The sequence below is a fragment of the Chryseobacterium mulctrae genome, from assembly GCF_006175945.1.
GTDB lineage: Bacteria > Bacteroidota > Bacteroidia > Flavobacteriales > Weeksellaceae > Chryseobacterium > Chryseobacterium mulctrae.
Genome location: NZ_VAJL01000001.1, coordinates 4,389,322 through 4,412,136 on the forward strand (window position 1 = coordinate 4,389,322; position 22,815 = coordinate 4,412,136).

General features: G+C 32.5%; 19 protein-coding genes and 1 pseudogene. 11 read left to right on the forward strand and 9 right to left on the reverse strand.

The annotated features are described in order from the left end of the window. The first annotated feature begins 47 nt into the window (after nucleotides 1-47). The 5 genes from FDY99_RS20445 to FDY99_RS20465 all read left to right on the forward strand — a co-directional run bounded on the left by FDY99_RS20445 (nucleotide 48) and on the right by FDY99_RS20465 (nucleotide 6,006). The gene (locus FDY99_RS20445; protein WP_139423504.1) at nucleotides 48-1,535 is read left to right on the forward strand and encodes an LTA synthase family protein; all 1,488 of its coding nucleotides are present in this window, start codon (nucleotides 48-50) and stop codon (nucleotides 1,533-1,535) included. Nucleotides 1,536-1,650: 115 nt separating this feature from the next. Continuing rightward, complete coding sequence (locus tag FDY99_RS20450) at nucleotides 1,651-2,175, forward strand: DUF1697 domain-containing protein (RefSeq protein ID WP_139423505.1); 525 nt, start codon at nucleotides 1,651-1,653, stop codon at nucleotides 2,173-2,175. Nucleotides 2,176-2,338: 163 nt separating this feature from the next. Then, nucleotides 2,339-3,148: a 3-deoxy-8-phosphooctulonate synthase gene (gene kdsA, locus FDY99_RS20455; protein ID WP_066676633.1), complete on the forward strand. Its 810-nt coding sequence runs from the start codon at nucleotides 2,339-2,341 to the stop codon at nucleotides 3,146-3,148. A 43-nt stretch (nucleotides 3,149-3,191) separates the two neighbouring features. After that, entirely contained in the window at nucleotides 3,192-5,420 is a 2,229-nt protein-coding gene (locus FDY99_RS20460) for a TonB-dependent receptor plug domain-containing protein (protein WP_139423506.1), read from the forward strand. Between the two features lie 112 nt (nucleotides 5,421-5,532). After that, nucleotides 5,533-6,006, forward strand: coding sequence for a DUF3347 domain-containing protein (locus FDY99_RS20465; protein WP_139423507.1), 474 nt, complete (start codon nucleotides 5,533-5,535; stop codon nucleotides 6,004-6,006). Between the two features lie 34 nt (nucleotides 6,007-6,040). Here FDY99_RS20465 and FDY99_RS20470 read toward each other — a convergent pair whose 3' ends face one another. The 5 genes from FDY99_RS20470 to FDY99_RS20490 all read right to left on the reverse strand — a co-directional run bounded on the left by FDY99_RS20470 (nucleotide 6,041) and on the right by FDY99_RS20490 (nucleotide 10,792). Further along, nucleotides 6,041-7,159: an FAD-dependent monooxygenase gene (locus FDY99_RS20470; RefSeq protein ID WP_139423508.1), complete on the reverse strand. Its 1,119-nt coding sequence runs from the start codon at nucleotides 7,157-7,159 to the stop codon at nucleotides 6,041-6,043. A 97-nt stretch (nucleotides 7,160-7,256) separates the two neighbouring features. Further along, a complete protein-coding gene (locus tag FDY99_RS20475) occupies nucleotides 7,257-7,844 on the reverse strand; it encodes a hypothetical protein (RefSeq protein ID WP_139423509.1) in 588 nt (195 codons plus the stop codon). Between the two features lie 208 nt (nucleotides 7,845-8,052). Further along, nucleotides 8,053-8,526, reverse strand: coding sequence for a hypothetical protein (locus FDY99_RS20480; protein WP_139423510.1), 474 nt, complete (start codon nucleotides 8,524-8,526; stop codon nucleotides 8,053-8,055). Nucleotides 8,527-8,595: 69 nt separating this feature from the next. Continuing rightward, nucleotides 8,596-9,462, reverse strand: coding sequence for a sigma-70 family RNA polymerase sigma factor (locus FDY99_RS20485; RefSeq protein WP_034757900.1), 867 nt, complete (start codon nucleotides 9,460-9,462; stop codon nucleotides 8,596-8,598). A gap of 538 nt (nucleotides 9,463-10,000) precedes the next feature. Continuing rightward, the gene (locus tag FDY99_RS20490) at nucleotides 10,001-10,792 is read right to left on the reverse strand and encodes a S1/P1 nuclease (RefSeq protein WP_139423511.1); all 792 of its coding nucleotides are present in this window, start codon (nucleotides 10,790-10,792) and stop codon (nucleotides 10,001-10,003) included. A 293-nt stretch (nucleotides 10,793-11,085) separates the two neighbouring features. Between FDY99_RS20490 and FDY99_RS20495 the strand changes: the two genes are divergently transcribed. From FDY99_RS20495 to FDY99_RS20520, 6 genes are all read left to right on the forward strand, one after another. After that, nucleotides 11,086-12,027, forward strand: a complete 942-nt coding sequence (locus FDY99_RS20495) for a type VI secretion system baseplate subunit TssG (RefSeq protein ID WP_139423512.1) — start codon at nucleotides 11,086-11,088, stop codon at nucleotides 12,025-12,027. A 54-nt stretch (nucleotides 12,028-12,081) separates the two neighbouring features. Next, the gene (locus FDY99_RS20500) at nucleotides 12,082-12,975 is read left to right on the forward strand and encodes a TssN family type VI secretion system protein (protein WP_139423513.1); all 894 of its coding nucleotides are present in this window, start codon (nucleotides 12,082-12,084) and stop codon (nucleotides 12,973-12,975) included. Between the two features lie 36 nt (nucleotides 12,976-13,011). Next, the gene (locus tag FDY99_RS20505) at nucleotides 13,012-14,157 is read left to right on the forward strand and encodes a hypothetical protein (protein ID WP_102978871.1); all 1,146 of its coding nucleotides are present in this window, start codon (nucleotides 13,012-13,014) and stop codon (nucleotides 14,155-14,157) included. Between the two features lie 172 nt (nucleotides 14,158-14,329). After that, nucleotides 14,330-15,508: an aminotransferase class V-fold PLP-dependent enzyme gene (locus FDY99_RS20510; RefSeq protein ID WP_139423514.1), complete on the forward strand. Its 1,179-nt coding sequence runs from the start codon at nucleotides 14,330-14,332 to the stop codon at nucleotides 15,506-15,508. Nucleotides 15,509-15,592: 84 nt separating this feature from the next. Next, complete coding sequence (locus FDY99_RS20515) at nucleotides 15,593-17,995, forward strand: alpha/beta hydrolase family protein (RefSeq protein WP_139423515.1); 2,403 nt, start codon at nucleotides 15,593-15,595, stop codon at nucleotides 17,993-17,995. Between the two features lie 151 nt (nucleotides 17,996-18,146). Continuing rightward, nucleotides 18,147-18,722 carry a Crp/Fnr family transcriptional regulator gene (locus FDY99_RS20520; RefSeq protein WP_139423516.1) on the forward strand — a complete coding sequence of 192 codons (576 nt, stop codon included), beginning with the start codon at nucleotides 18,147-18,149 and terminating at the stop codon, nucleotides 18,720-18,722. Nucleotides 18,723-19,093: 371 nt separating this feature from the next. Here the strand turns inward: FDY99_RS20520 and FDY99_RS20525 are convergent, their stop codons facing one another. From FDY99_RS20525 to FDY99_RS20540, 4 genes and pseudogenes are all read right to left on the reverse strand, one after another. After that, nucleotides 19,094-19,618 (reverse strand): GNAT family N-acetyltransferase, encoded by a 525-nt coding sequence (locus FDY99_RS20525; RefSeq protein WP_139423517.1) that lies wholly within the window; start codon nucleotides 19,616-19,618, stop codon nucleotides 19,094-19,096. A 2-nt stretch (nucleotides 19,619-19,620) separates the two neighbouring features. Then, nucleotides 19,621-20,133: pseudogene (locus FDY99_RS20530) on the reverse strand (GNAT family N-acetyltransferase). A gap of 63 nt (nucleotides 20,134-20,196) precedes the next feature. Beyond that, nucleotides 20,197-21,561 carry an MATE family efflux transporter gene (locus tag FDY99_RS20535; RefSeq protein WP_139423518.1) on the reverse strand — a complete coding sequence of 455 codons (1,365 nt, stop codon included), beginning with the start codon at nucleotides 21,559-21,561 and terminating at the stop codon, nucleotides 20,197-20,199. 69 nt (nucleotides 21,562-21,630) lie between these two features. Continuing rightward, nucleotides 21,631-22,815 (reverse strand): sigma-54-dependent transcriptional regulator, encoded by a 1,185-nt coding sequence (locus FDY99_RS20540; protein ID WP_139423519.1) that lies wholly within the window; start codon nucleotides 22,813-22,815, stop codon nucleotides 21,631-21,633.

The following is a 22,815-nucleotide window of genomic DNA, read 5'->3' on the forward strand; positions in this document are numbered from 1 at the left end:
GATATTCCTGAAATTTAGGATTATCTTTGTGTAACTAAAAAAACGCAATGGCTGAATCTCAAAATAAGAATCTCCCAATCTACGCTGTATTTTTTGCAATTATTGCAAAGCTTTATTTTTTACTGACGCACCACATTCAGGAGGATGCATTTATCACTTGGCGGGTTGCTCAGAATTTAATGGATTACGGAGTGATCGGTTTCAACGGAGCTACGAAAATTTCAGCATCTACAACGCATTTGTACGTTTTTGTGTCCTATATTTTTAATCTGATTTTCGGGAAAGAAAATTTTATAGAACCGTTGCTTATTTTTAATACGACGTTTTTTACAATAGGAAGTTTATTGTTGTCACATCTTTTGTTTAAAAACAATTGGCATAAAGCAATTTTCATCTTTTTATTTGGAATTTTGCCGCCTTCAATAAAAATTTCAATTCTCGGAATGGAATACGGAATTCTGTTTTTCCTTGAAATGGCATTGCTGTATTATGGTTTCAAAAAAGAGAAAAAATGGGCTTTTATTTTACTTCCCACATTCATATTATTTACCAGAATCGACACAGTTATTTTCCTCGGAATTGTATTTTTAGTGGATGTTTTTTGGAATAAAAAAATCAGATGGAGTTATATTTTAGGTGGAATTTTGGGAGTTGCACTTTGTGTTTCTTTCAATTGGTTCTACTTCGGTGAATTGGTCAATAATACGATTGTTGCAAAGAAATTGGCGTATGATCAGATTTTTACTTTGCAACAAAATATAGAATATTTCAGATTAAACTACGGGAACTTTTGGGGAATGTTGAAATTACCTGGAGATTTTAATCCGATTACGATTGTGATTGCGTTTTTTGAACTTCTTTGTTTTATTTATTTAATAAGACAGCGAGAAAAAAGAAACTATTTTCTTTGGATTATTTTTCTGTTTGCGTGGACAAAACAGATTGTTTTTCTTTCGCAAAAGAGCTTGTTCGATTGGTATTATTGGGTTCCGCAGATTTTATTGTTCGTTCCGGTTTTAATTTTTGTTTTAGAACAGAAGGTAAAAAGAAACCTTTGGTTGACTTTATTAATTTTGATTTATATTTTACCAATGCTTGCTTTCCAAACCATACATTCTATTGCCACAGGAAATGGAGAATGGAACTACAGAAGATCAATCGGATTGTTTTTAAATATATATGAAAAAGATAAAAAACAGTGGATTTTATTAGAACCGGCTGGTTATGTTCCTTATTTTTCACATTTAAAAACGATTGACGAAGTAGGGTTGGTTGATAAGCAAATTCAGGAAGAAATTAAAAAAGATAAACCCAATTCTTGGATCAATACGGTGAAAAACAGAAAACCAAAATATATGCTTTCTTACAGAGATTTGTTTGAAGATAAAGATTCAGTATATTATAAAACAAATTACCGTGTTTTGAATGAATTCAGAATAAAAGATTATCTGAAAAGTGAATACCCAGTTTTAGAAAAAATTTATAAACTGAAACCTTCAGGAACAGATTATAACTTATATGAAAAGGTAAAGTAATTTGTATTAAAGTAAAAAGTAAAAAGTAAAAAGTAAAAAGTAAAAAGTAAAAAGTAAAAAGTAAAAAGTAAAAAGTAAATTTGACCCTAAACCCTAAACCCTAAACCCTAAACTTATGCAATACTGTGCTTTTCTCCGCGGCGTCAATGTAAAAGGAACCAATATGAAAATGGCGGAAGTCTGTCAAGTTTTCAAAAATTCAGGAATGGAAAATGTAAGTTCGGTTTTGGCTTCGGGAAATATTGTTTTCAGTTCAGATAAAAATACAGATAAGCTTAAGGCAATTCTCGAAAAAGCAATGTCTGAATATTTTAATTATGAAGCATTTCTGTTTGTAAAGACAGCAGAAGAAACAGAATTGTTTTGGACTAAAAATCCTTTTGAAAAGAAAGAAAATTTTCATACGTATGCATTTGTTGGAAACGAAAATGTAGCAAATATTCTAATGAATGAGTTTGAAAATGCTTCAAAATCTGAAAACGAAAAAGCAGAGATTGCAAGCAATATATTTTATTGGCAGGTTTCAAAAGGAAATACATTAGATTCCAGCTTTGGAAAAGTTTTAGGTAAAAAAAGCCTGAAAGATCAGTTTACCAGCAGAAATATTAATACTTTTGAGAAGATTCTTAAGAAATTCTAATACTATTTGTTGTCTTTGTGAGGAATGAAGCAATCTTTAACATTTTTCTCTTTTAAAGTAATTTTTAATCCCAAAAACCGTTTACAGGTTAAGTCTATAAATAATTTCCAATTATAAAACTTTCTCAGTATTTTTACTGAACTTTTTAATTTAAATAAAAATAATGATTCAACATTTAGATAACATACAGCACAAAGATTCAAAAAACTTTTTCTTAATTGCCGGTCCGTGTATTATTGAGGGCGAAGATATGGCATTAAGAATTGCTGAAAAAGTAATTGAGCTGACCAATAAATATAATATTCCTTATATTTTTAAAGGAAGTTTTAAGAAAGCAAACCGTAGTAGAGTAGATTCTTTCACAACAATTGGTGAAGAAAAATCTTTGGAAATCCTTAAAAAAGTAGGAGAGACTTTTAATATTCCTACCACAACAGATATTCACGAAAATGAGCACGCTGCTTTGGCTGCACAATATGTGGATGTTTTGCAGATTCCTGCATTTTTAGTTCGTCAAACCGATCTTTTGGTAGCTGCAGCTGAAACAGGAAAGTGCGTTACTTTAAAAAAAGGGCAGTTTCTTTCTCCGGAATCAATGAAGTTTGCCGTTCAGAAAATTACTGATTCAAATAATCAAAAAGTGGCAATCATAGAAAGAGGAAATTCTTTTGGATATACCGATTTAATCGTTGATTATAGAGGAATTCCTACGATGAGAGAATATGCTCCGGTAATTTTAGATGTTACGCATTCTTTACAGCAGCCTAATCAAAGTTCAGGAGTTACAGGTGGAAGGCCAGATCTTATCGAAACGATTGCTAAAGCAGGAATTGTTGTTGGTGCAGACGGACTTTTTATAGAAACTCATCCAACTCCGGAAACAGCGCTTTCTGATGGAGCAAACATGCTAAGATTAGATTTATTGGAAGATTTATTACAAAAACTCACAAGAGTTAGAGAATCTATACTATAATTGTTAAAAAATACTTAATTTTAGAAATTATAAATAATTCCTTTTGAAAAAACTAGTTTTACCACTAAGCCTTATGGTACCTGTCTTGGTATTCTCACAAGCAAGAAAAAGAGATACTACGACGACAAGGGTTTCCAATATTGAGGAAGTTGTTTTCCAGAAAAAAGTTACCGGGAGAACCAACGATGTTACTGCAGTAAGAATTTCAGCTAAAGATGCCAAAAATGTCGCAAGTATTTCTGGCGGTGTAGAGGGAATGCTAAAAACACTTCCGTCGGTAAATTCAAACACCGAGCTTTCTTCACAATACATGGTGCGTGGTGGAAACTATGACGAAAACCTTATCTATATTAATGATATTGAAATTTACAGACCTTTTCTGATCAGAAATTCTCAGCAGGAAGGTTTAAGTATCATCAATCCGGATATGGTTTCTGCGGTTAACTTTTCTGCGGGAGGTTTTGAGCCGAGATATGGTGATAAAATGTCTTCTGCTTTAAATATTTATTATCGTGAACCTAAAAAGTTTGAACTTTCCGGTGAAGCGAGTTTAATTGGCGGAAGATTAACCACAGGTTTTGTATCAGGAAAAGAAGATGAAAACGGAAACAAAAAATTTACGGCTTTATTTTCGGGAAGATACAGAAATACCAATCTGGTTCTGAATACTTTAAATGAAGACACCGATTTTAATCCAACATATTATGATTTTCAGTCGTATCTGAATTATCATGTGAACAGCAAACTTTCACTTTCATTTATCGGATATTATTCTAAGAATGACTACGAAATGGTTCCTAAAGAAAGAAGCGTAGATTTTGGAACGATAAATCAGCCGATTAACCTGTCTGTTTTTTATAATGGTAAAGAAAATGACCAGTATAAAAACATGATGGGTACGTTTTCTGTAAACTATAAACCGTCGGATAAATGGAGATTTACGCTCGACAGTTTTTCTTATCAGAATCGTGAAAGAGAATATTATTCTATTGCATCAAGCTATATTCTGCAGACTTTTGATCCGATTACAGGAACTCCGATAACGTCTTATGATGTTGGCGGACAAATAGAGCATGCAAGAAATGATCTTTTTGTAAGAACGTATGGAACACAGTTCAGAACCCGTTTTTCACCGAATGTAAATACCGATATTGAATTAGGATTTAAATATGAAAAAGAAAATCTTCAGGATTTAACCAACGAATGGAAATTGGTGGACTCTTCAGGTTACAGTATTCCGCATCCGGTTGATGATCCTAGATTTCCAGATGCTTCAGATTTAGATTTATTTTACAGTATTTCAGGAGCAAATCACATTCAACCGACAAGATTATCGGCTTATGCACAGTATTCTCAGAAGTTTTATTGGGGAGCAAGTAAAGTTTTGGTAAATGGAGGAGCAAGGGTTGCACACTGGAGTTTCAATGACGAAACCATTTTCTCGCCAAGAGCTCAGTTTGCAATAAAACCTGACTGGAATACAGAAATGTGGTTCAGACTTTCTGGAGGTGTTTATTATCAGGCTCCTTTTTATAAAGAAATTAAAGATCTGAATGGTAATTTTAATCCTAATATAAAATCTCAACGATCTATTCAGGCAATTTTAGCGAATGAAACTGAATTTGAGTTTGAAAACAGACCATTTAAGCTAACCACAGAATTATATTATAAAAAAATGGATAATGTAATTCCGTATTATATGGATAATGTTAGAATTCGTTATTCGGGTCAAAATAATGCTTCTGGTTACGCTTACGGAATTGATACAAGATTATTTGGTGAATTTGTTCCGGGTGTAGATTCTTGGCTTTCTGCAAGTTATGCAAGAGTTTTTGAAAATATTGACGGAAGAGGAAATATTCCGAGACCGACAGATCAGCGTTTCAGATTTGCAATGTTTTACCAGGATTATATGCCGAAATTTCCACAAATGCGTGTAAATCTTACCCTAACATATGCGATGGGATTACCAAACGGAGCTCCGGTTTTCACAGATCCTTATCAGTATCAAAAAACCTTGCCTTCTTATAAAAGAGTAGATTTAGGACTTTCGTATGCATTTGTAGATGCTGAAGCAAAAAAACAAACCTATGGTTTCTTAAGTAATTTTGATGAACTAACTTTAGGAGTGCAGGTTTTCAACGCATTTAATATTAATAATACGATTGCCAATCAATGGATTACCGATGCAAATAGTAGTATCATGTATCCTGTTCCGGTACGTTTGACTGGAAGATTCTTTAATGTAAAGCTTGAATTTAAGCTTAAATAAAATATATAAAAGTTTTTTTGCCACGAATACACGAATTTTATATTTAAATTAATTTATTAAAAATGATTCGTGCATTCGTGGCATTTTAAAAACCATAATTTGTTAAATTAAAATGAAAAAACATATCATCACTTTTCTGTTTTCAATATTTGCCGTTCTATCTGTAACTGCACAATCGAAAACTAACCCTCAATTATCAAAACTATATCAGAATTACATTTCTGTAAAATCTGCTTTAGCTTCTGATGATTTTAAGAAAACATCGGCTGCAGCCGGAGAATTTTTGAAAACAGTTTCATCAGTCAATTCAAAATCTTTAGATGCAAAGAAACTAAGCTCTTTAAAATCAGATGCAAAAACAATTTCGTCAGCAAAAAATATCGATGCACAGAGAAAACCGTTTTACAGATTATCTGAAGTAATGATTGCCGTTGCTAAAGAAAATAAAATTTCTGATAAAACCATTTTTGTACAATATTGTCCGATGGCAGAAGGAAGCTGGTTGAGTAACGAAAAACAGATTGTAAATCCTTACTACGGAAGCTCAATGCTTAAATGCGGTTCCGTAAAATCTGAAATAAAATAATAAATGAAAAGAAACTCAAATTGAGTTTCTTTTTTTATATCTCCAGTTTTAAAATCTTTTCTACCATTTTCTGATTGATACTTTCAGGAATTGAACGCATCAAAAAATTCCTTAGCTGATTCCCTTTTTCCCATTGAGAAATTTTACCGATTGTCCAGCTATTTTTAACAATCTCATCTACTTTTTTTCTTCTGATACTCTGAAATTCTTCAAAAACAGAATTGAAGTTTTGATTTTTTTCTAATAATTTACCAATCACATAAGCATCTTCAATTGACTGACAAGCGCCTTGTCCCATATTTGGAGTTGTTGCGTGAGCTGCATCGCCAATCAGACAAATATTTTCAGCATACCATTTTGGAATAGGAGCAAGGTCGATAATATCATTCAGAATAATATTTTCCGGTTTTGTGGCTTTTAAAATGTCCAAAACCAAAGAATCAAAATCGTTGAAGGTTTCTGTTAAATCAATATTTTCTGTAAATTTATTTTCATTCACCAAAGCATACCAATAGACTTTTTTGGCTGAGATTTTTACAAAACCAAAACGTTTTGCTTTTCCCCAGATTTCCAAAGCATGATGATTGTATTTTTCGGGAAGTTCAAAATCGGTTAAACCACGCCAACATTTTTGTCCGGCATTTCTGATATTTCCATTTCCAAAAATCTGGTTTCTGATTTTAGAATGAATTCCATCTGCTCCAAAAACAATTTTACTTTCTCTTGTAAAACCATTTTCAAATTCTAAAAGATAATTTTCTTTATTCTGAATTTGTTGTAATGAATGATTAAGCTTGATATTTTCTAAGCCTAAATTTTCGGCTAAAATATTCTGAAGCTCTGCTCTGTGAATCGCAACATTACAAGAATTAAATTTCTTTTCTAAAGCCAAAACATTCGTTGTAGAAATAATTTTCAGCTTTTCATCGGTAATAAATATTCCGTGAATTTTATTTCCTGCATTTTCAATTTTCTCTTTTAAGCCTAATTTATTAAAAATCTGCATCGCATTAACAGCCATCATAATTCCGGCTCCGACAGGTTTTATTTCCGGGGCAGATTCATAAATGGTAAAATCTAAATAGTGTTGTTTTAGAATATTTCCTAACGTTAAACCTCCAATTCCTGCTCCGATGATTGAAATTTGATTCATTTAATGATTTTAGTTTTGCTTTTAAAATTTATAAGCCACGAATGCACGAATAATTTTAAATAATAATTAGGAAAATTCGTGCATTCGTGGCAAATATTTACTTCAAATTTTTCAACTCGTTCAACAATTCATTTTGCTTGTTGATGAAATTATTTAAGCTATCTGTTTTTAAAGGATGAGCATTTTGGTATTTTTCAATTTCGGGAAGTGTTTTTCTGATTTTAAATGCTTGATAAAAACTATAAATTTTGTGATTATTTATGTTAACTTGTTTTACTAGTTCTTCAAATTTAATCTTCTTTTGAGTGAATTTTTCTGAACTATTTGTTACAATAGCAAGAATTTCTTTTTTCAGTAAAGAATCATTTATCGCCTTTGCATTAGACTCCGCAATGTTGTAATAATCATTTGAATTATTAATTATATCGCTATAGAGTTCCTTCATTATTTTGCTGTCGCTGGTAATTGCATTAACTTTTTTGTCAAGTTTTTGAAGTTCTGCATCGTTTTTTATTAATTCAGAATAAATTCCATCTAAAATATTTTGAGCATTGCTCATTCTTTTAATTGGGAAACTTGATTCTGTATTTTCGGCTGCTGTATCAACGATTTTATTTTCTGCGCCTTTTTGATTACAGGAAACTATTAATAAAAATAGAGTAGAGGTAATAATTATTTTTTTCATGTTTGTTTTTTTATTGAATTTGCCATTTCGACGATAGGAGAAATCTCTTAATGGTTTAAAATATTGAGATTCTTCACTTCGCTACGCTTCTTTCTGAATGACAAACGTGGTGGTTAATTTTTTATTTTAATGAGTTGAAGATACTGTAAAAATTTTTATAAAAAAGAGGAGTTTGATTTTTTCAAACTCCTCTTTTATTTGCACTAAATTATTCATTTAAACAAGATTCAAAAATTACATTCAAATCAAAATCAGTTTTATTAAAATCTAAAAATATTTTATATTTTTCACTTGTTATACCTTTTCCAAAAGTTCCTTGTATTCTAAGCTTACCTTGTACTCTAAATTTTGAATCAAAAGTGATTTTTTTAGAAATATTGTCAGATACAAAATTACTATTGCTTATTTGTAAAATGGGCTGAGCTTGTTTTATGGGTTTGTTGTAAAGTAAGAGGAATATTTCATTTTCTAATATGACAACATCAGATTTATTAAATTGATATCTATACCCTATTTTGCCCGAGGACTCCATTTCCATGTCAAGATTTTTAATTAAAGTAAAATCTTTACCTTTTAAAGAATCAAGAAAATTTTCATGTTTTTTCTTATAATAAAGGTGGATTCCCAAGTTTCCAAAAATGAAAAAAGAAATCATAGCACCGAAAATAAAATATATTTCCATGGTTTAAAAATACAAAAAAACGGAGCCTGAAAAAATCAAACTCCGCTTAATAATTATTTAAACTAAAAACTATTTACCTAAATAAGACTTCAAAATCTTACTTCTTGTATTATGTTTCAGTCTTTTAATTGCTTTTTCTTTAATCTGACGAACTCTTTCTCTTGTAAGATCAAAAGTTTCACCAATTTCTTCCAAAGTCATTGGATGTTTTCCGTTTAATCCGAAATACAATCTTACCAAATCAGCCTCTCTCGGAGTTAAAGTATTCAATGCTCTTTCAATTTCAATTTGAAGAGATTCAAGCATCAAATCTTTATCCGGGCTTGGAGATTCTCCAGAACGTAAAACATCATAAAGGTTAGAATCTTCACCTTCTACCAAAGGCGCATCCATAGACAAATGTCTTCCGGAGTTTTTCATCGATTCTTTAATATCTTCCTCGCTCATATCAAGAACTTCAGCCAATTCTTCCGGAGAAGGTGGTCTTTCGTTTTCCTGCTCAAGGTGAGCGTAAGCTTTGTTGATTTTGTTGATCGATCCGATTTTGTTCAAAGGCAATCTTACAATTCTAGACTGCTCTGCCAAAGCCTGTAAAATCGACTGACGAATCCACCAAACCGCATAAGAGATAAATTTGAAACCTCTGGTTTCGTCATATCTTTTTGCAGCTTTCATCAGTCCTAAGTTACCTTCATTAATTAAATCGGGTAAAGAAAGACCTTGGTTTTGGTACTGTTTCGATACGGATACTACGAAACGAAGGTTGGCTTTGATTAATTTTTCCAATGCGACTCTGTCGCCAGCACGGATTTTTTGTGCCAAATCTACCTCTTCGTCTGCCGTAATTAGTTCTACTTTACCAATTTCCTGCAAATACTTGTCTAGTGAAGCGGTTTCCCTGTTGGTAACCTGCTTGGTTATTTTTAATTGTCTCATTTATTTTATTCTCAAAAATAGAGTTGCTATTATATTATACGTTTGAAACATTAAAAAGGTTACACAGATTACAATTATTTTTTATTTAATTAAAACGAAGTTGAGAATTTAGTTGTAAATTATTACCCTTTGCATTTATAAAAAAAATTATATGTTTTTTCAAAAAATGAATCTGAAATTTTTTATAAGGAGCTTTTTCCCGCTATCCACTGTATCTTTTTGGTAGCGGTCTCCACTTCGTTCCGTCCGCCACCAAAAAGGATGTCGTTTCTATCGGAGCTATGGTTGTAGTCATAAATTGAACATTCGAAAAAAAATATACCCATGGTTTGTCATCCTGAAAGGATCTAGACCCAACCCTTTCCATCCTTTTTTTATACTATATTGAGATGTTTTGACTCCGTCGAACCTAAAGATTTCAGCATAACAAAGTATGTGAAAAATCATTACTTTTTAAAACAAAAAAAGCGAAACCGAGGTTCCGCTCTATAATGTAAAATAGTTTGACAATCAACTAAAAACTATCAACTATCAACTCTTAAAACAAATCATTCAACAATTTCGCTAACCTTAAACCTCCGTAAAGAAGCTGTCTTTCCATGGTATCATTAAATTTGTACTGATAATCGTAAGATAATTTAGACCCATCCGGAGTTTGAGCATAGATTTTATTGGCAATCTGATGAGAATCATACAACCAGTTTTCTAAAGTTCCAGATTGAATTTGTTTTACTTCGTCTTTAGATTTAATATCTAGAAGCTTTGCATATTCTGTGTAGCTGTATTTTTGTGAATCTACCAATTTTCCGTCCCAAACTGAGTGAAGATTTGTTTTATCTCCAAAATAAGTAACGTTAATTTTGTTTCCACCTAAATCTCCTGATCTTCCGGTGTGCATTGGTTGTGCCAAATCTCCCATCATGTGAATAAGGAAAATCAAAGCAATTTTTCTGTCTTTTTCAGAAGTTTTTTCATCCTTGATCTGGCTAGATAATACTTTGATTTGCGAATAAAGATTAGCTCCGGCCTGCGCTTTCAAATCTTTTTCAAATGCTGTAAAATCTGTCTGTGGATCAATGTTTACGTAATGCCAAGCTGAAGCCTGTTTCCAGGCACCTGTAGTGTCAGATTTAATAAAATCTGGCCAGTTTGCCCAATACGCCATTTTTTCCTGCCCCAACATTTTTCTGATTTCTCTCTTTGCTTTTCCGGAAAGATGATTTTCTGCAATCTCAGCAATCACTCTGTGACCCGTTAATCCCCATGCATAAGAATACACTGAACTTGCAACGAATGCCAAAAGCAAAATTTTAGAATAAATACTTTTCATTTCTTTAAATAATTTTCGAATTGCAAAGATAAGTCAGCCTTATGTAAATTTGACTTTAAAATTCCTTTTTGTTGCTTTAAGCACTGTTAATTTTATGTAAAGTTTATTTCTAAGCTTGCCGGAATTCACTTTAAACTTTAAATATTTCTATTTTAATAAAGATTAATACACAAGAAAATCAATATTTTATATTAAATTACATCTTTAAATATGAAAATTTGAGATAAATACTTTTTCAATATAAAGAGATATTTTATCTTTACGATACCAAACATGATCACAGGAAAAAAAATATGTACGACAACAGCACAATAGATATGCATTACAATAAGCTGCAGACAGATTTTAAGGCTGAAGCAGTTGCTGTAAATCTCCTTAAATATCACAGATCTGTAAGCAATATTTTTATTGACAGAATAGGAATAAACGACAGAGCTTATCTTAAAGATATTAAAAGTATTTCAAGTCATTATTTAGGCTTTGACGAGGAAGTTCTCAATATTAAAACGTATCGCGAAGGCATTTACGATTATCTTCCGGAGGGGATTTTTCACCCGCCGTCACTCAATACTTCAAGAAAAAATGTAGAAAGTGTTGTAAAAGAAATCCGTAAGCAGAAAAGAGTAGAAGACGATGCGCGAAAGTTTTTCAGACCTTTTGAGTTAGAGATTTTTTTTACAGAAATCAGCGCTTTACTGAAAGAATATGATTTTGATTTGGCGAGTGATACAGATTCGCTTCTTACGATCTTCAGTGAACTTTGGCCGATTATTAAAATGCTTGATAAGCAGAATGCTTATATTTTTCTTCATGTTTTACCCTTTTTTCATAACATCAGAGGTGATAAAAAATGGTTTGAGCGTTGCATGACTGCTTTTTTGAAAGTTCCCGTTGAGATTACTTTTACACCCAACGAAATCGACAGAATGAAAGAAGACGATTCGTCTATTCTTCTGGGAAATTCAAGATTGGGAGTCACTTACATTGCAAGCGGAAAACATATGGATGGTGAAAGAAACTGGATTGTAAATGTAGGTCCGATTCCTTATGACGATATGAAAAATTATATTCCGGGACATCCTTTCAGAAAAGTTTTACAAGCTTTGTACGATTATTGCCTTCCAGTTTCTGTAGATGTTGAAGAAAATTTTATTACAGAAAAAAAAGACTATTCTTTTGTGCTGGAAGACGACCAAAGAAATGCAAACAGGCTCGGTTATTCTACTTTTCTGTAAAATATTTTATTATATTTACAATTCATCAATCAAACTAAATATTAAAAGAAATAAATGGAAATTTCTTCAGTAAAAGGTATATTTTTCAGGTATATTTTCGTCCCGCTTATTGCTATTATCATGATGGTAATTTTAGGGGTAATCAGAAAAAACAAACCTGCAATAAAAATCAGAGTTATTATTATTTATGTACTCTTGTGCAGTTTGTGTCTTGCATTACCTGGGCTTTTTGGTTTTTCAGGAAACTCGTTTAATCCGTATTGGTATCTTATTTCACAGGTTATTTATCTTATTTTTGGGATTATCCATGTTAATTTGATGCATACATTTTTCAGAAAGCACTTTCAGTCGCAGACTTCAAGTATTACTTTTGAAGCTATTTTATCGGTAACCTGCGCTTTGGTAGGAGCTTATCTTTTTGTTCTGATTTTCGGATGGATCAGCAAAGGAGCAGGATATCCTGTAATGTCTGCAACCAGCGTTCTTATATTTTTTGTACCGATGGTTTTTTATTACTGTTATATTCAGTTTATCAGTATTCCGGTTGATATTTATAAAACGTGGAGGTATTCTCCGGATCAGAAACCACCGGATTTTGACGGAGCAGACTTTGACCGTTTAATGGTTTTGAACGTTGAACTGAGTAAAAACCTTGAAGATGCAAACCGTTTTAGAATTAAGGCTAAAACTTTACCGACAGGAGTAACCTTCGGAGACTGGTTTTTCCGTGTCGTTGACGATTACAATCACAAAAACCCTAAATCTGTTATTCACTTAACAGACGAAGACAAAGAATCTTATTACTGGATTTTCTATACCAAGAAATCGTTTTTCAGCTTTAGAAAATACATCGATTTCGATCAGGATATTACGACGAATACCATTTCAGAAAATGAAGTAGTGATCTGCAAAAGAGTTATTCAGCACGAAGAAGAAGGAAAAAAATAAATCAAATCAAAATCACACAAATAAAAGTATTACAATATGATACAGCCCATAAAACATTTTGCTATCAACTGGGTTGATGGAATGAAAGTTTCGCAGAGACATCTCAACGATCAGGATAATTTTTTAATAGATACGATAAGAGATGGTAATTCTCTTGGGATTACCAATTATAACTACGGTTTGCTGCCTTTGTCGAACGAGTTTACAGATAAAACTATTTTTGATGTTCATAATACGGCAACTAATGATGTACAGTTGTTTATCAAAAATTGCAGTGCTGTAACTTTAGCCGGTTACAGATTGGAGCTGAAAGATAGGAGAGTGAGCGTAAAATCTTTGGCTAAATCTTTAAATCTTGATGAAAACCAAATGGATGGAGAATATTATATTTTGATATCTGTAAATCCGTTTGATAAAGTACCCTTTGGAGATATTGACCCCGAAGAAATTCCACCTAGACATCCGAATTCGCACGCTAATTATCACATTGAATTGCTTCCGGTAAGTTCACTGAACAGTAATCATTCTGGTGGAAATTATTTGGTTGTTGGAAAGGTAGATTTTAAAGGAAATATCGCGCAGGTAAATACTAACTTTATTCCGCCGTGTACATCGATTCAAAGCCATCCGGTTTTGATTGATTATTATAATGGATTTGCAAAATCTATTGGAAATTTACAACAATACGCATTTAAAATTATTCAGAAAGCTTCGCATAAAAATCAGAATACAGCTTTAGCATTGAATGTAAAAGCTTTGTGTAATGTTTTGGTAAATACTTTTGGAGATATGTATTTCCAATTCAGAAATATTATTCCTTATCAACCACCGGTTTTCTTAATCGAAACTTTTGCCACATTAGCTTTAAGAATGTATAATTCAACGCAGGTTTTAGTTCCCGGAGAATTGGAAGAAATGCTGAATTACAGTTTAGAATGGAGCGAAATTGCACCACACACTTTGTTAAACCAACTTTCTACTGTGGCAGAAACCAATTATGATCATCACAATTCCGGTGAACCACTTTTATACATCAGCCAAATGTTGAGAAGTCTGGAAACTATTTTCTCAAAACTGAGCGAGTTGGATTACATTGGACAAAGAAGAGAAAACATTATTGTTAATGAACAGGAAGTATCTTCAAACACCAATCCGAAAAGAGGTTGGAGTGTTTTGGACTAGCAAAATAATTTTAAAAATAGATAAATCCCGATACTTCAAATTCGGGATTTTTTGTATAAAATTGTTACGTTTAAAGTAAATTATCATCTGTGAACATCTGTGTAATCAGTGGGATAAAATATAATTCACGCAGATTATACAGGTTTTATAGTTAAAATATAATAGTAAAAAAATGAATACAGATAAAATAAGACAGGAAACAAGAGGGTTATCAGACGGAAAATTATTCTTTAATAATGCCGGTTCATCTTTAATGCCCAATATTGTGGTAGATTCTATGATTGATTATCTTCAACAAGAAGAGCAGTTCGGAGGTTATGAAGTTGCTAACAGAAATACAGAATTGCTTGAAAATTTCTATACCGAAACGGCAAAACTCATCAATTGCAAACCTTCAAATATTGCTTTTATGACAAGTGCAACAGAAGCATTTTCAAAAGCACTTTCAAGTATTATTTTTAAAGAAGGAGATACAGTTATTACCACGGTTGATGATTATATTTCTAATCAGATTACATTTATTTCACTTCAAAAAAGATTAAACGTAAAGATTATCCGAATTAAAAAACTGGAGAATAATGAACTCGATTTAGAAGATCTTGAAAATTTAATCAAACAAAATCATCCTAAATTAGTTGCTGTAACTCATATTCCGACCAATTCAGGATTGATTCAGGACATTGAAGCGGTTGGGAAGACCTGTCGTCAATATGATATTTTATATCTGGCAGATTGTTGCCAATCGGTTGGACAAATGGTTGTTGATGTAGAAAAAATAGGTTGTGATTTTTTAACTGCAACCGGAAGACAGTTTATGAGAGGACCAAGAGGAAGTGGGTTTCTATATGTTTCAGACAGAGTTTTAGAACAGGATTATGCACCGATTTTGTTGGATATGAGAGGTGCGCATTGGTCGGAATACAATAATTACGAATTGTTTAAAACTGCCAAAAGATTTGAACATTGGGAAGTTTCTTACGCTGCTGTTTTAGGAATGATGGAGGCTGTAAAATATGCCAATATTATTGGTTTAAATAATATAGAAAACTATAATAAAAAATTAGCTGAAACACTTAGAAAGTATCTTGAAAAAGGTGGTTTTAAAGTTTTAGATATAGGAAAAAACTTAAGCAGTATTGTTACTTTTTGCGGACCTGATAATGATTTGGATAATATTCAGAAAGTTTTGAAAAAAAATAATGTTTTCTTCTCTGTAAGCTATAAAAATTCAGCATTGATTGATTTTACAGATAAGAAGGTTGATGGTGCAGTAAGACTTTCACCTCATTATTTCAATACTTTAGAAGAAATTGAAAAGGTTTCTGATATTTTACACAAGAGTTTGAAATAATATTTCAACAATTTCTAAAAGATAAATAGATAGATTTTTTTTGATTCGAAACTTTCATTAAATTCGTTAAAAATCAAAAAGATAATGAAGATCAAATTGACCATCTGTCTTCTTGCGTTTCTTAATTTTTATGAAGCTCAGGAAAATATCTCGTATCAGAAACCTTCTGCAGAAATTTTAAAACTTGCAGATTACGACCGACCGCCAAGTGTTTTGACCAATTCTAAAAAAGACTGGGTTGTTTTTGTGTATCGACCAACGTATAAAACGTTATACGATCTCAATCAACAGGAAATGAAATTGGGAGGGTTAAGAATTAATCCAGTGATAAATATTTCGAGTACAATTACGTATTCAAATAATCTAAAAGTTCGTAAAATGAACGATAAAACGGAGGTTCAGGTAAAAGGTCTTCCGCAAAATCCCAAAATTACCAATACTTCTTTTTCTCCAGACGAAAAGAAATTAGCGTTTACTAATACTACTGATAAAGGAGTTGAGCTTTGGATCGTTGATCTTGAAACAGCAACAGCAAAAAAGATCACTAAAGATAATCTTAATGCAAACTTGCATTATCCATTCGTTTGGATGAAAGATTCCCAGAGTTTTCTAATTAAAATTTTGCCAGAAAATAGACCTCAATTAATTGATCCCTCTAAAGATCTTCCAACAGGACCAATTGTTTCAACAGCAGACGGAAAAGTTTCTCAAAACAGAACATATCAGGATTTGCTTAAAAATCCGCAAGACGAACAAAATTTTGATATTCTTACCGCTTCAGAATTGTATCATGTTGATTTGAATGGCGATCTTAAAAAGTTTAAAGACAAAGATATTTTTTCGGATTTAACATATTCTCCTGATGGAAATTTTTTAATGGTAACAACCATTAAAAAACCATATTCATACATTGTTCCGCTCAATAGATTTCCAATGACCACAACGGTTTACGATGCAAAAGGAAATACAGTAAAAGTAGTGAATGAAGTTCCTTTAAATGAAATTATGCCGAAAGGATTTTCATCTGTAAGAACCGGAAAAAGATATATGGGTTGGAGAGCAGATCAACCTGCTACTTTGGTTTATACCGAAGCTTTGGATGGTGGAGATCAGTCTAAAACTGTTGATTTCAGAGATGAAGTTTTCACTTGGGAAGCACCGTTTACAGCTCAGCCAAAATCTTTCTTTAAAACCAAACAAAGATATGGTGGCGTAAGCTGGACCAACAATCACTATGCTATCGTTGGTGAAAGCTGGTACGATACAAGAAATACAAAATCTTATTTAGTTGATTTAAATACAGGGAGATCTGAAGTAATAGAAGATAGAAATTATCAGGATGTCTACAGTGATCCCGGAAATTTTAACACCACAAAAAATGACTTCGGAAGATATGTTGTAGATATGAAAGGCGAAAAATCTTATCTTATTGGAGACGGATTTACAAAAGATGGCCAACATCCTTTTATCGATGAAATGGATATGAAATCTTTAAAAAAGAAAAGACTTTACACCTCAAATCTTAAAAATGCTAAAGAAGAAATCATCGATATTATCAATCCTGCAAGAGGAGAGGTGTTGACGATTCAGCAATCGGCAAGTCAGTATCCGAATTATTTCAAGAAAAATATTAAATCTAATAAAACGGAAGCGGTAACCAATTTTGCCAATCCTTTTGAAAGCATTAAAGATGTTTACAAAGAAGTGATTACTTACAAAAGAAATGATGGAGTTACTTTGACAGGAACACTTTATTTGCCGGCAAACTACGACAGAAAAGCTAAAAAAGAAAAGTTACCTTTATTAATCTGGGCTTATCCTACAGAATATAAAGACAAAAATACTGCAGGACAAAATACTCAGAATCCAAATGATTTTACCTTCCCTTATTACGGTTCTTTTGTGTATTGGACGGCAAAAGGATATGCTGTACTTGATGATGCGGCGTTTCCAATTATCGGAGAAGGAAAAACTGAGCCGAATGATACCTTCATTCCACAGTTGGTTGCTAACGGAAAAGCTGCGATTGATGCGGTAGATCAGTTAGGATATATCGACAGGACAAAAGTTGCAGTTGGAGGACATTCTTACGGAGCTTTTATGACGGCAAATCTTTTAACACATTCTAAAGATTATGCGTGTGGAATTGCAAGAAGTGGAGCGTACAACAGAACATTAACGCCTTTTGGTTTCCAAAGTGAGCAAAGAAACTATTGGGATGTTCCGGAAATTTACAACAAAATGTCACCATTTATGAATGCTGATAAAATGAAAACTCCAATGTTATTGGTGCATGGTGATGCCGATAACAATCCCGGAACTTTTACTTTGCAGACCGAAAGATATTTTCAGGCTTTAAAAAACCTCGGAGCGCCTGTGAAAATGGTTCTTCTTCCAAAAGAATCTCATGGTTATGCAGCCAAAGAAAATATTCTGCATTTGCTTTGGGAACAAGATCAGTTCCTGGAAAAATGTTTGAAGAAATAATTATATTTAAAACTCGTTCTTAGGAGCGAGTTTTTTTATGGATTAATTTAAATAATTCATATTCTATTCATTTTAGTTTTTGTAATTTTCTGCTGATAAAAGTGAGTATAAATAATAGATTCCGAAAGGTATCTATCTGAAATAAAAAATAATGTTAAGAACGAACCAACCATTTCTAAATTATCTTGAGATACTTTTTCATAACCAGGAACATAAAGGAAATATTATTTTAGAATTCTTCGAAAAAGACGAAAAATTATTAACGCAAGGCGAAGTTTCCGACAAAATAATGCTTATAAAAAGCGGAATTACCAAATGCTTTTTTACAGAAGAAAGTGATGAGGAATACATCGTTGAGTTTTTGGGAAAAGGAGAAATACTTGGGGAAATTGAGATGATGAAAAATGTTCCGTGTATCTGCAGCATTGAAGCGATTACCGAGGTTACTGTATTTACCATAACGATTCCGTATTTCCAGTCGTTGATTAAAAGTGATCTTAATTTAAACAATTTACTGTTAGATGTTTTTGCAGAACGTATTGCAAATACCTCAAACCGATCGTCTTATCAGCAACTTCATGCTACAGAACATACGTTGTCTCAGCTTTTAGATCTCAAAGCTAAAGAAATGAAAATTTCAAAAGAAGATATGGCTTCCTACTTGGGAACAACTGTAAAAAGCCTTACCAAAGCCATAAAAGATTATGAAAAGAAAAAGAAGGTATAAATTAAATCCAAATATTTATTTTTTCGAAATTAAAAAAAGCTGGTGAAAATACCAGCTTTGAATATTTTATTAAAGATGCAAACTTAGCTTTATTTAGGTTACGGAGGAATTTTACTTTAAAAGTATAGTTTTTATCTGATTAAATAATCATAAACTTTTCATGAAGATTATACCAAAAGCTCCCGTCGATTTACACAAATCCACGCGAGCTTTTAGAAAAAACAGGCGTGTAATTATGAAAAGCACGCCACCTTTTTATAGCTTTTTCAAACTTTAATATGGCAAGTATTTTTTTAAGGTCAATTCCGAGACGAAAAACAATTTTACCATTTTAATTATTGGCAAATTAAATTTTTCAGAAGTATAATTTATCATTGAAATAAATCTTTTCTCATCATCAAATCCGTCTGTTCTTCATCTCCAAACTTAAAAATATGTTTATCAAATTCTACAAAACCATTCTTTTTATAAAACTGAACGGCTCTGTGGTTTTCTTCCCAAACACCTAACCAAACGTATTGTAGATTTTTATTTTGTGCAATTTCCAATGCTTTATCGTATAAGATCTGCCCAACTTTTTGACCATGATAGTCTTTTAAAACATAGATTCTTTCAACTTCAAGGGAATTTTTATCCTGTAATTCAGTTTGTGCATCTCCTGAGTTGACTTTCAAATAGCCGACAACATCACCAAGATAGATAGCAAAGAAAAATTCAGAATCTTTATTTTTAAGTTCTGACAGCAATTTTTCTTCAGAAAATTTCTCGTTAAGATATTTTTCCATATTTTCTGCACTGTTATAGGGCGAAAAGGTTTCGAAAAAAGTCTTTTTCGCGATGCGCTGAAGCTTTTCAATATCGTCGATTTTAATTTTTTCAATGACTATATTTTCCATACTTATCTTATCATTTTATTTTTAATTGTATAAATCACACCTTCTTGCCCATCAAAATCGAAGCCTTTTTCATATTGAAGTCCGATTTTTTCTAAAACTTTTACAGATGCTGTATTTTCTTTCATTGCTCTTCCTACAATTGTTTTTAAATTTAATTTTTCAAAACCATGATTGATGCAGGCTTCTGCACTTTCGGTAGCAAATCTGCGGTTCCAAAAATGTTCAAAAAAACGGAAACCAATATCTGTTTCATTTAGATTTTCATCATATTTTAATCCGCACCAACCGATAAATTGTTGGGTCGATTTATTGATCACTGCCCATCTTCCAAAACCATTTCCTTGGTAATCTGAATAGTTTTCCAGAAAGGCTTTAGCCTCTTTAATATTTTTAAAAGCAGAATTTCCGGTATATTTTATAACGTTTGGATTTAAATTTTATTCATAAAAACTTTCTGCATCACTAACATAAAATTCTCTAAGCAAAAGACGGTCGGTTTCTAGTATTGTTTTCATGGTAAATATTTGAATTTTAAAGATAACAAATAAAAAAAAGCGAGCCACAGACCGCTTTCAATATTATATTTTGTTTGCTTTAATTCTTCGGGCAGACATATTGAGAAAACGTTTAACGAGCATAAATGCTGAAATCGTTAATCCTAATCCAAGTGCGATCCACATTCCAAAAGCACCCATTTCCAAGGTTACACAAAGGAAATATCCTAAAGGAATTGTAATTAACCAATACGCGATAAATGTAATAATTGACGGGATTTTTACATCCTGTAAACCTCTCAACATTCCTAAAGCAGTTACCTGAATTCCATCAGAAAGCTGGAATAATGCTGCAATAATCATAAGCTTTGAAGCTAACATAATTACTTCAACTTCTTCTGGTTTTGTGAAAAATGTAGGTAAAATATTTCGTCCTAAGATAAATATAACTCCACAAAAACACATAAAGAGAAATGCGATTTTTAAGTTGTTGATTCCTATTTTTCTTAATTCCACAAAATTTTGTTCACCCAATTTTCTACCAATCATAACCGTTGAAGCCACACTAAAACCAATACATAAATTAAAGGTAAATGACGCCATACTCAAAGCGATTTGGTGTGAAGCAATATCATGCGATGAAATCAATCCGCAGATAAACGCTGCTCCAGCAAAAGCCGTTACTTCAAAAAACATCTGTAATGCAGTCGGGAAACCTAATCTTACCATTTTTTCGAACATTTTCTTAGAAAAAACCTGCAATTTTAATGAAAAATCTTTGATGTACTGTTTGGTTTTTGGTTCTTTCATTAAAACAAAATAAAGAAAGAAAACCATGAAAATTCTGGCAATTAAACTTGCTAAAGCAGAACCTTTTACGCCCATTTCTGGGAAAATCCAAATTCCTTGAATCAATACATAATTGAGTACAATATTGATTACGTTAGCAATAATTGTTGCTTTGGTTACCCCAATGGTATAAGATAAACCTTCAGAAACCTCCCTCAAAGTCTGAAATGCCATAAACGGAACAATGCTGATCGCCATAATCCATAAGAAATCTACCGTATCAGGAATAATTTTTGCCGGCTGACCAGAGTGATAGAGTAGTGGTAATCCTAAAAATAAAATCAACATTAAAATAATGCCTACAGTCATGTTGATGATAAAACCGTGACTGAAAACTGAATTAATTGTTTTGTGGTCATTTTTAGAATGTGCCTCAGAAACCAATGGCGGAATGGCAAAAGAGAAACCCAATGCCAAAACAAACATCGAGAAAAACACGGCATTTCCCAAAGAAACCGATGCCAAAGCATCTGCTCCCAAGAGTTTTCCTACAATGATATTATCAAAAAGGTTGACAGATACCTGTCCCACCTGCGTAAGCATTACCGGAAGAGCCAGCGTTAAGGCTTCTTTCGTGTAATTTTTATTTAAAAAGCTCATAATAGTTCAAAAAAAATTTGCAGTATAGGTACTGCAAATTTTTATAATGTATTTTAATTTATAATTAAATTATTTTCTAACAAAACTTGCAACGTCCTCTTCGGAAACCGTAGCTCCTCCAAGAATAATTAATCTTTCCACAACATTTCTCAGTTCTCTGATATTTCCAGTCCAGGAAAGGGCTTTTAATGCGTCAATTGCAGACTCATCAAATTTTTTCAAAGCAGTACCGTGCTCATCAGCAATCATTCCCGAAAAATGGCTTACCAAAAGACTGATATCTTCTTTTCTGTCATCCAAAGGCGGTACATAAATCTCAATTACAGAAAGTCTGTGATACAAATCTTCTCTGAATCTTCCAGCTTCAATCTCTGTCTGCATATTTTTATTGGTTGCAGCCAAAACTCTTACATCAACTTTGATTTCTTTGTCGCTTCCTACCGGAGAAACTTTACTTTCCTGCAATGCTCTCAAAACTTTTGCCTGTGCAATTAAGCTCATGTCTCCAATCTCATCTAAGAAAATGGTTCCGCCGTTCGCTTGTTCAAATTTTCCCTGCTTATCTTTGATAGCTCCTGTAAATGATCCTTTTACGTGACCAAAAAGTTCAGATTCAATCAATTCAGAAGGTATTGCCGCACAGTTTACTTCCACCATTGGTCCTCTCGATCTTTCACTTAAATTGTGAATAGCATGAGCTACCAATTCTTTTCCAGCTCCGTTGGGTCCGGTAATCAAAACTCTTGCATTAGAAACAGCTACTTTCTCGATCATTTCCTGAATTTTCTTTAAAGCCGCAGATTCACCAATCATTTGGTATTTCTTGTTGACTTTCTTTTTCAGGGTTTTATTTTCGGTCTGAAGATTTTTATTTTCTTTTTTTAATGTTTCTTTCACCAAAGCGTTTTTCACACTTGTAATCAATCGGTTGATATCAATTGGTTTAGAAATAAAATCGTATGCACCGTCCTTTAAGCAAGAAACCGCAGAATCAATGTCGGCATGCCCGGAAATCATAATAAAAGTAGTCTCGGGTTTAAGAGCTAAACTTTGCTTTAAAAGCTCAGTTCCGGAAAGTTTTGGCATTTTGATGTCTGAGATCACCAATGCGAAATCTTCTTTCTCTATTTGTTTATAGCCTTCTAAGCCATCGTCGGCAATGACAAATTCATAGTCAGTTAGTTCGTCCGAAAGGATACTGTGAAGTACTCCGGAAATTGCTTTTTCGTCTTCTACAATAAGGATTTTTTGCAT

What these genes read in the sequence shown, in the direction of transcription:
- FDY99_RS20445 (WP_139423504.1), top strand. Translation starts at nt 48, where the DNA reads ATGGCTGAATCTCAAAATAAGAATCTCCCAATCTACGCTGTATTTTTT.
- FDY99_RS20450 (WP_139423505.1), top strand. Translation starts at nt 1,651, where the DNA reads ATGCAATACTGTGCTTTTCTCCGCGGCGTCAATGTAAAAGGAACCAAT.
- kdsA (WP_066676633.1), top strand. Translation starts at nt 2,339, where the DNA reads ATGATTCAACATTTAGATAACATACAGCACAAAGATTCAAAAAACTTT.
- FDY99_RS20465 (WP_139423507.1), top strand. Translation starts at nt 5,533, where the DNA reads ATGAAAAAACATATCATCACTTTTCTGTTTTCAATATTTGCCGTTCTA.
- FDY99_RS20470 (WP_139423508.1), bottom strand. Translation starts at nt 7,159, where the DNA reads ATGAATCAAATTTCAATCATCGGAGCAGGAATTGGAGGTTTAACGTTA.
- FDY99_RS20475 (WP_139423509.1), bottom strand. Translation starts at nt 7,844, where the DNA reads ATGAAAAAAATAATTATTACCTCTACTCTATTTTTATTAATAGTTTCC.
- FDY99_RS20480 (WP_139423510.1), bottom strand. Translation starts at nt 8,526, where the DNA reads ATGGAAATATATTTTATTTTCGGTGCTATGATTTCTTTTTTCATTTTT.
- FDY99_RS20485 (WP_034757900.1), bottom strand. Translation starts at nt 9,462, where the DNA reads ATGAGACAATTAAAAATAACCAAGCAGGTTACCAACAGGGAAACCGCT.
- FDY99_RS20490 (WP_139423511.1), bottom strand. Translation starts at nt 10,792, where the DNA reads ATGAAAAGTATTTATTCTAAAATTTTGCTTTTGGCATTCGTTGCAAGT.
- FDY99_RS20495 (WP_139423512.1), top strand. Translation starts at nt 11,086, where the DNA reads ATGTACGACAACAGCACAATAGATATGCATTACAATAAGCTGCAGACA.
- FDY99_RS20500 (WP_139423513.1), top strand. Translation starts at nt 12,082, where the DNA reads ATGGAAATTTCTTCAGTAAAAGGTATATTTTTCAGGTATATTTTCGTC.
- FDY99_RS20505 (WP_102978871.1), top strand. Translation starts at nt 13,012, where the DNA reads ATGATACAGCCCATAAAACATTTTGCTATCAACTGGGTTGATGGAATG.
- FDY99_RS20510 (WP_139423514.1), top strand. Translation starts at nt 14,330, where the DNA reads ATGAATACAGATAAAATAAGACAGGAAACAAGAGGGTTATCAGACGGA.
- FDY99_RS20515 (WP_139423515.1), top strand. Translation starts at nt 15,593, where the DNA reads ATGAAGATCAAATTGACCATCTGTCTTCTTGCGTTTCTTAATTTTTAT.
- FDY99_RS20520 (WP_139423516.1), top strand. Translation starts at nt 18,147, where the DNA reads ATGTTAAGAACGAACCAACCATTTCTAAATTATCTTGAGATACTTTTT.
- FDY99_RS20525 (WP_139423517.1), bottom strand. Translation starts at nt 19,618, where the DNA reads ATGGAAAATATAGTCATTGAAAAAATTAAAATCGACGATATTGAAAAG.
- FDY99_RS20535 (WP_139423518.1), bottom strand. Translation starts at nt 21,561, where the DNA reads ATGAGCTTTTTAAATAAAAATTACACGAAAGAAGCCTTAACGCTGGCT.
- FDY99_RS20540 (WP_139423519.1), bottom strand. Translation starts at nt 22,815, where the DNA reads ATGCAAAAAATCCTTATTGTAGAAGACGAAAAAGCAATTTCCGGAGTA.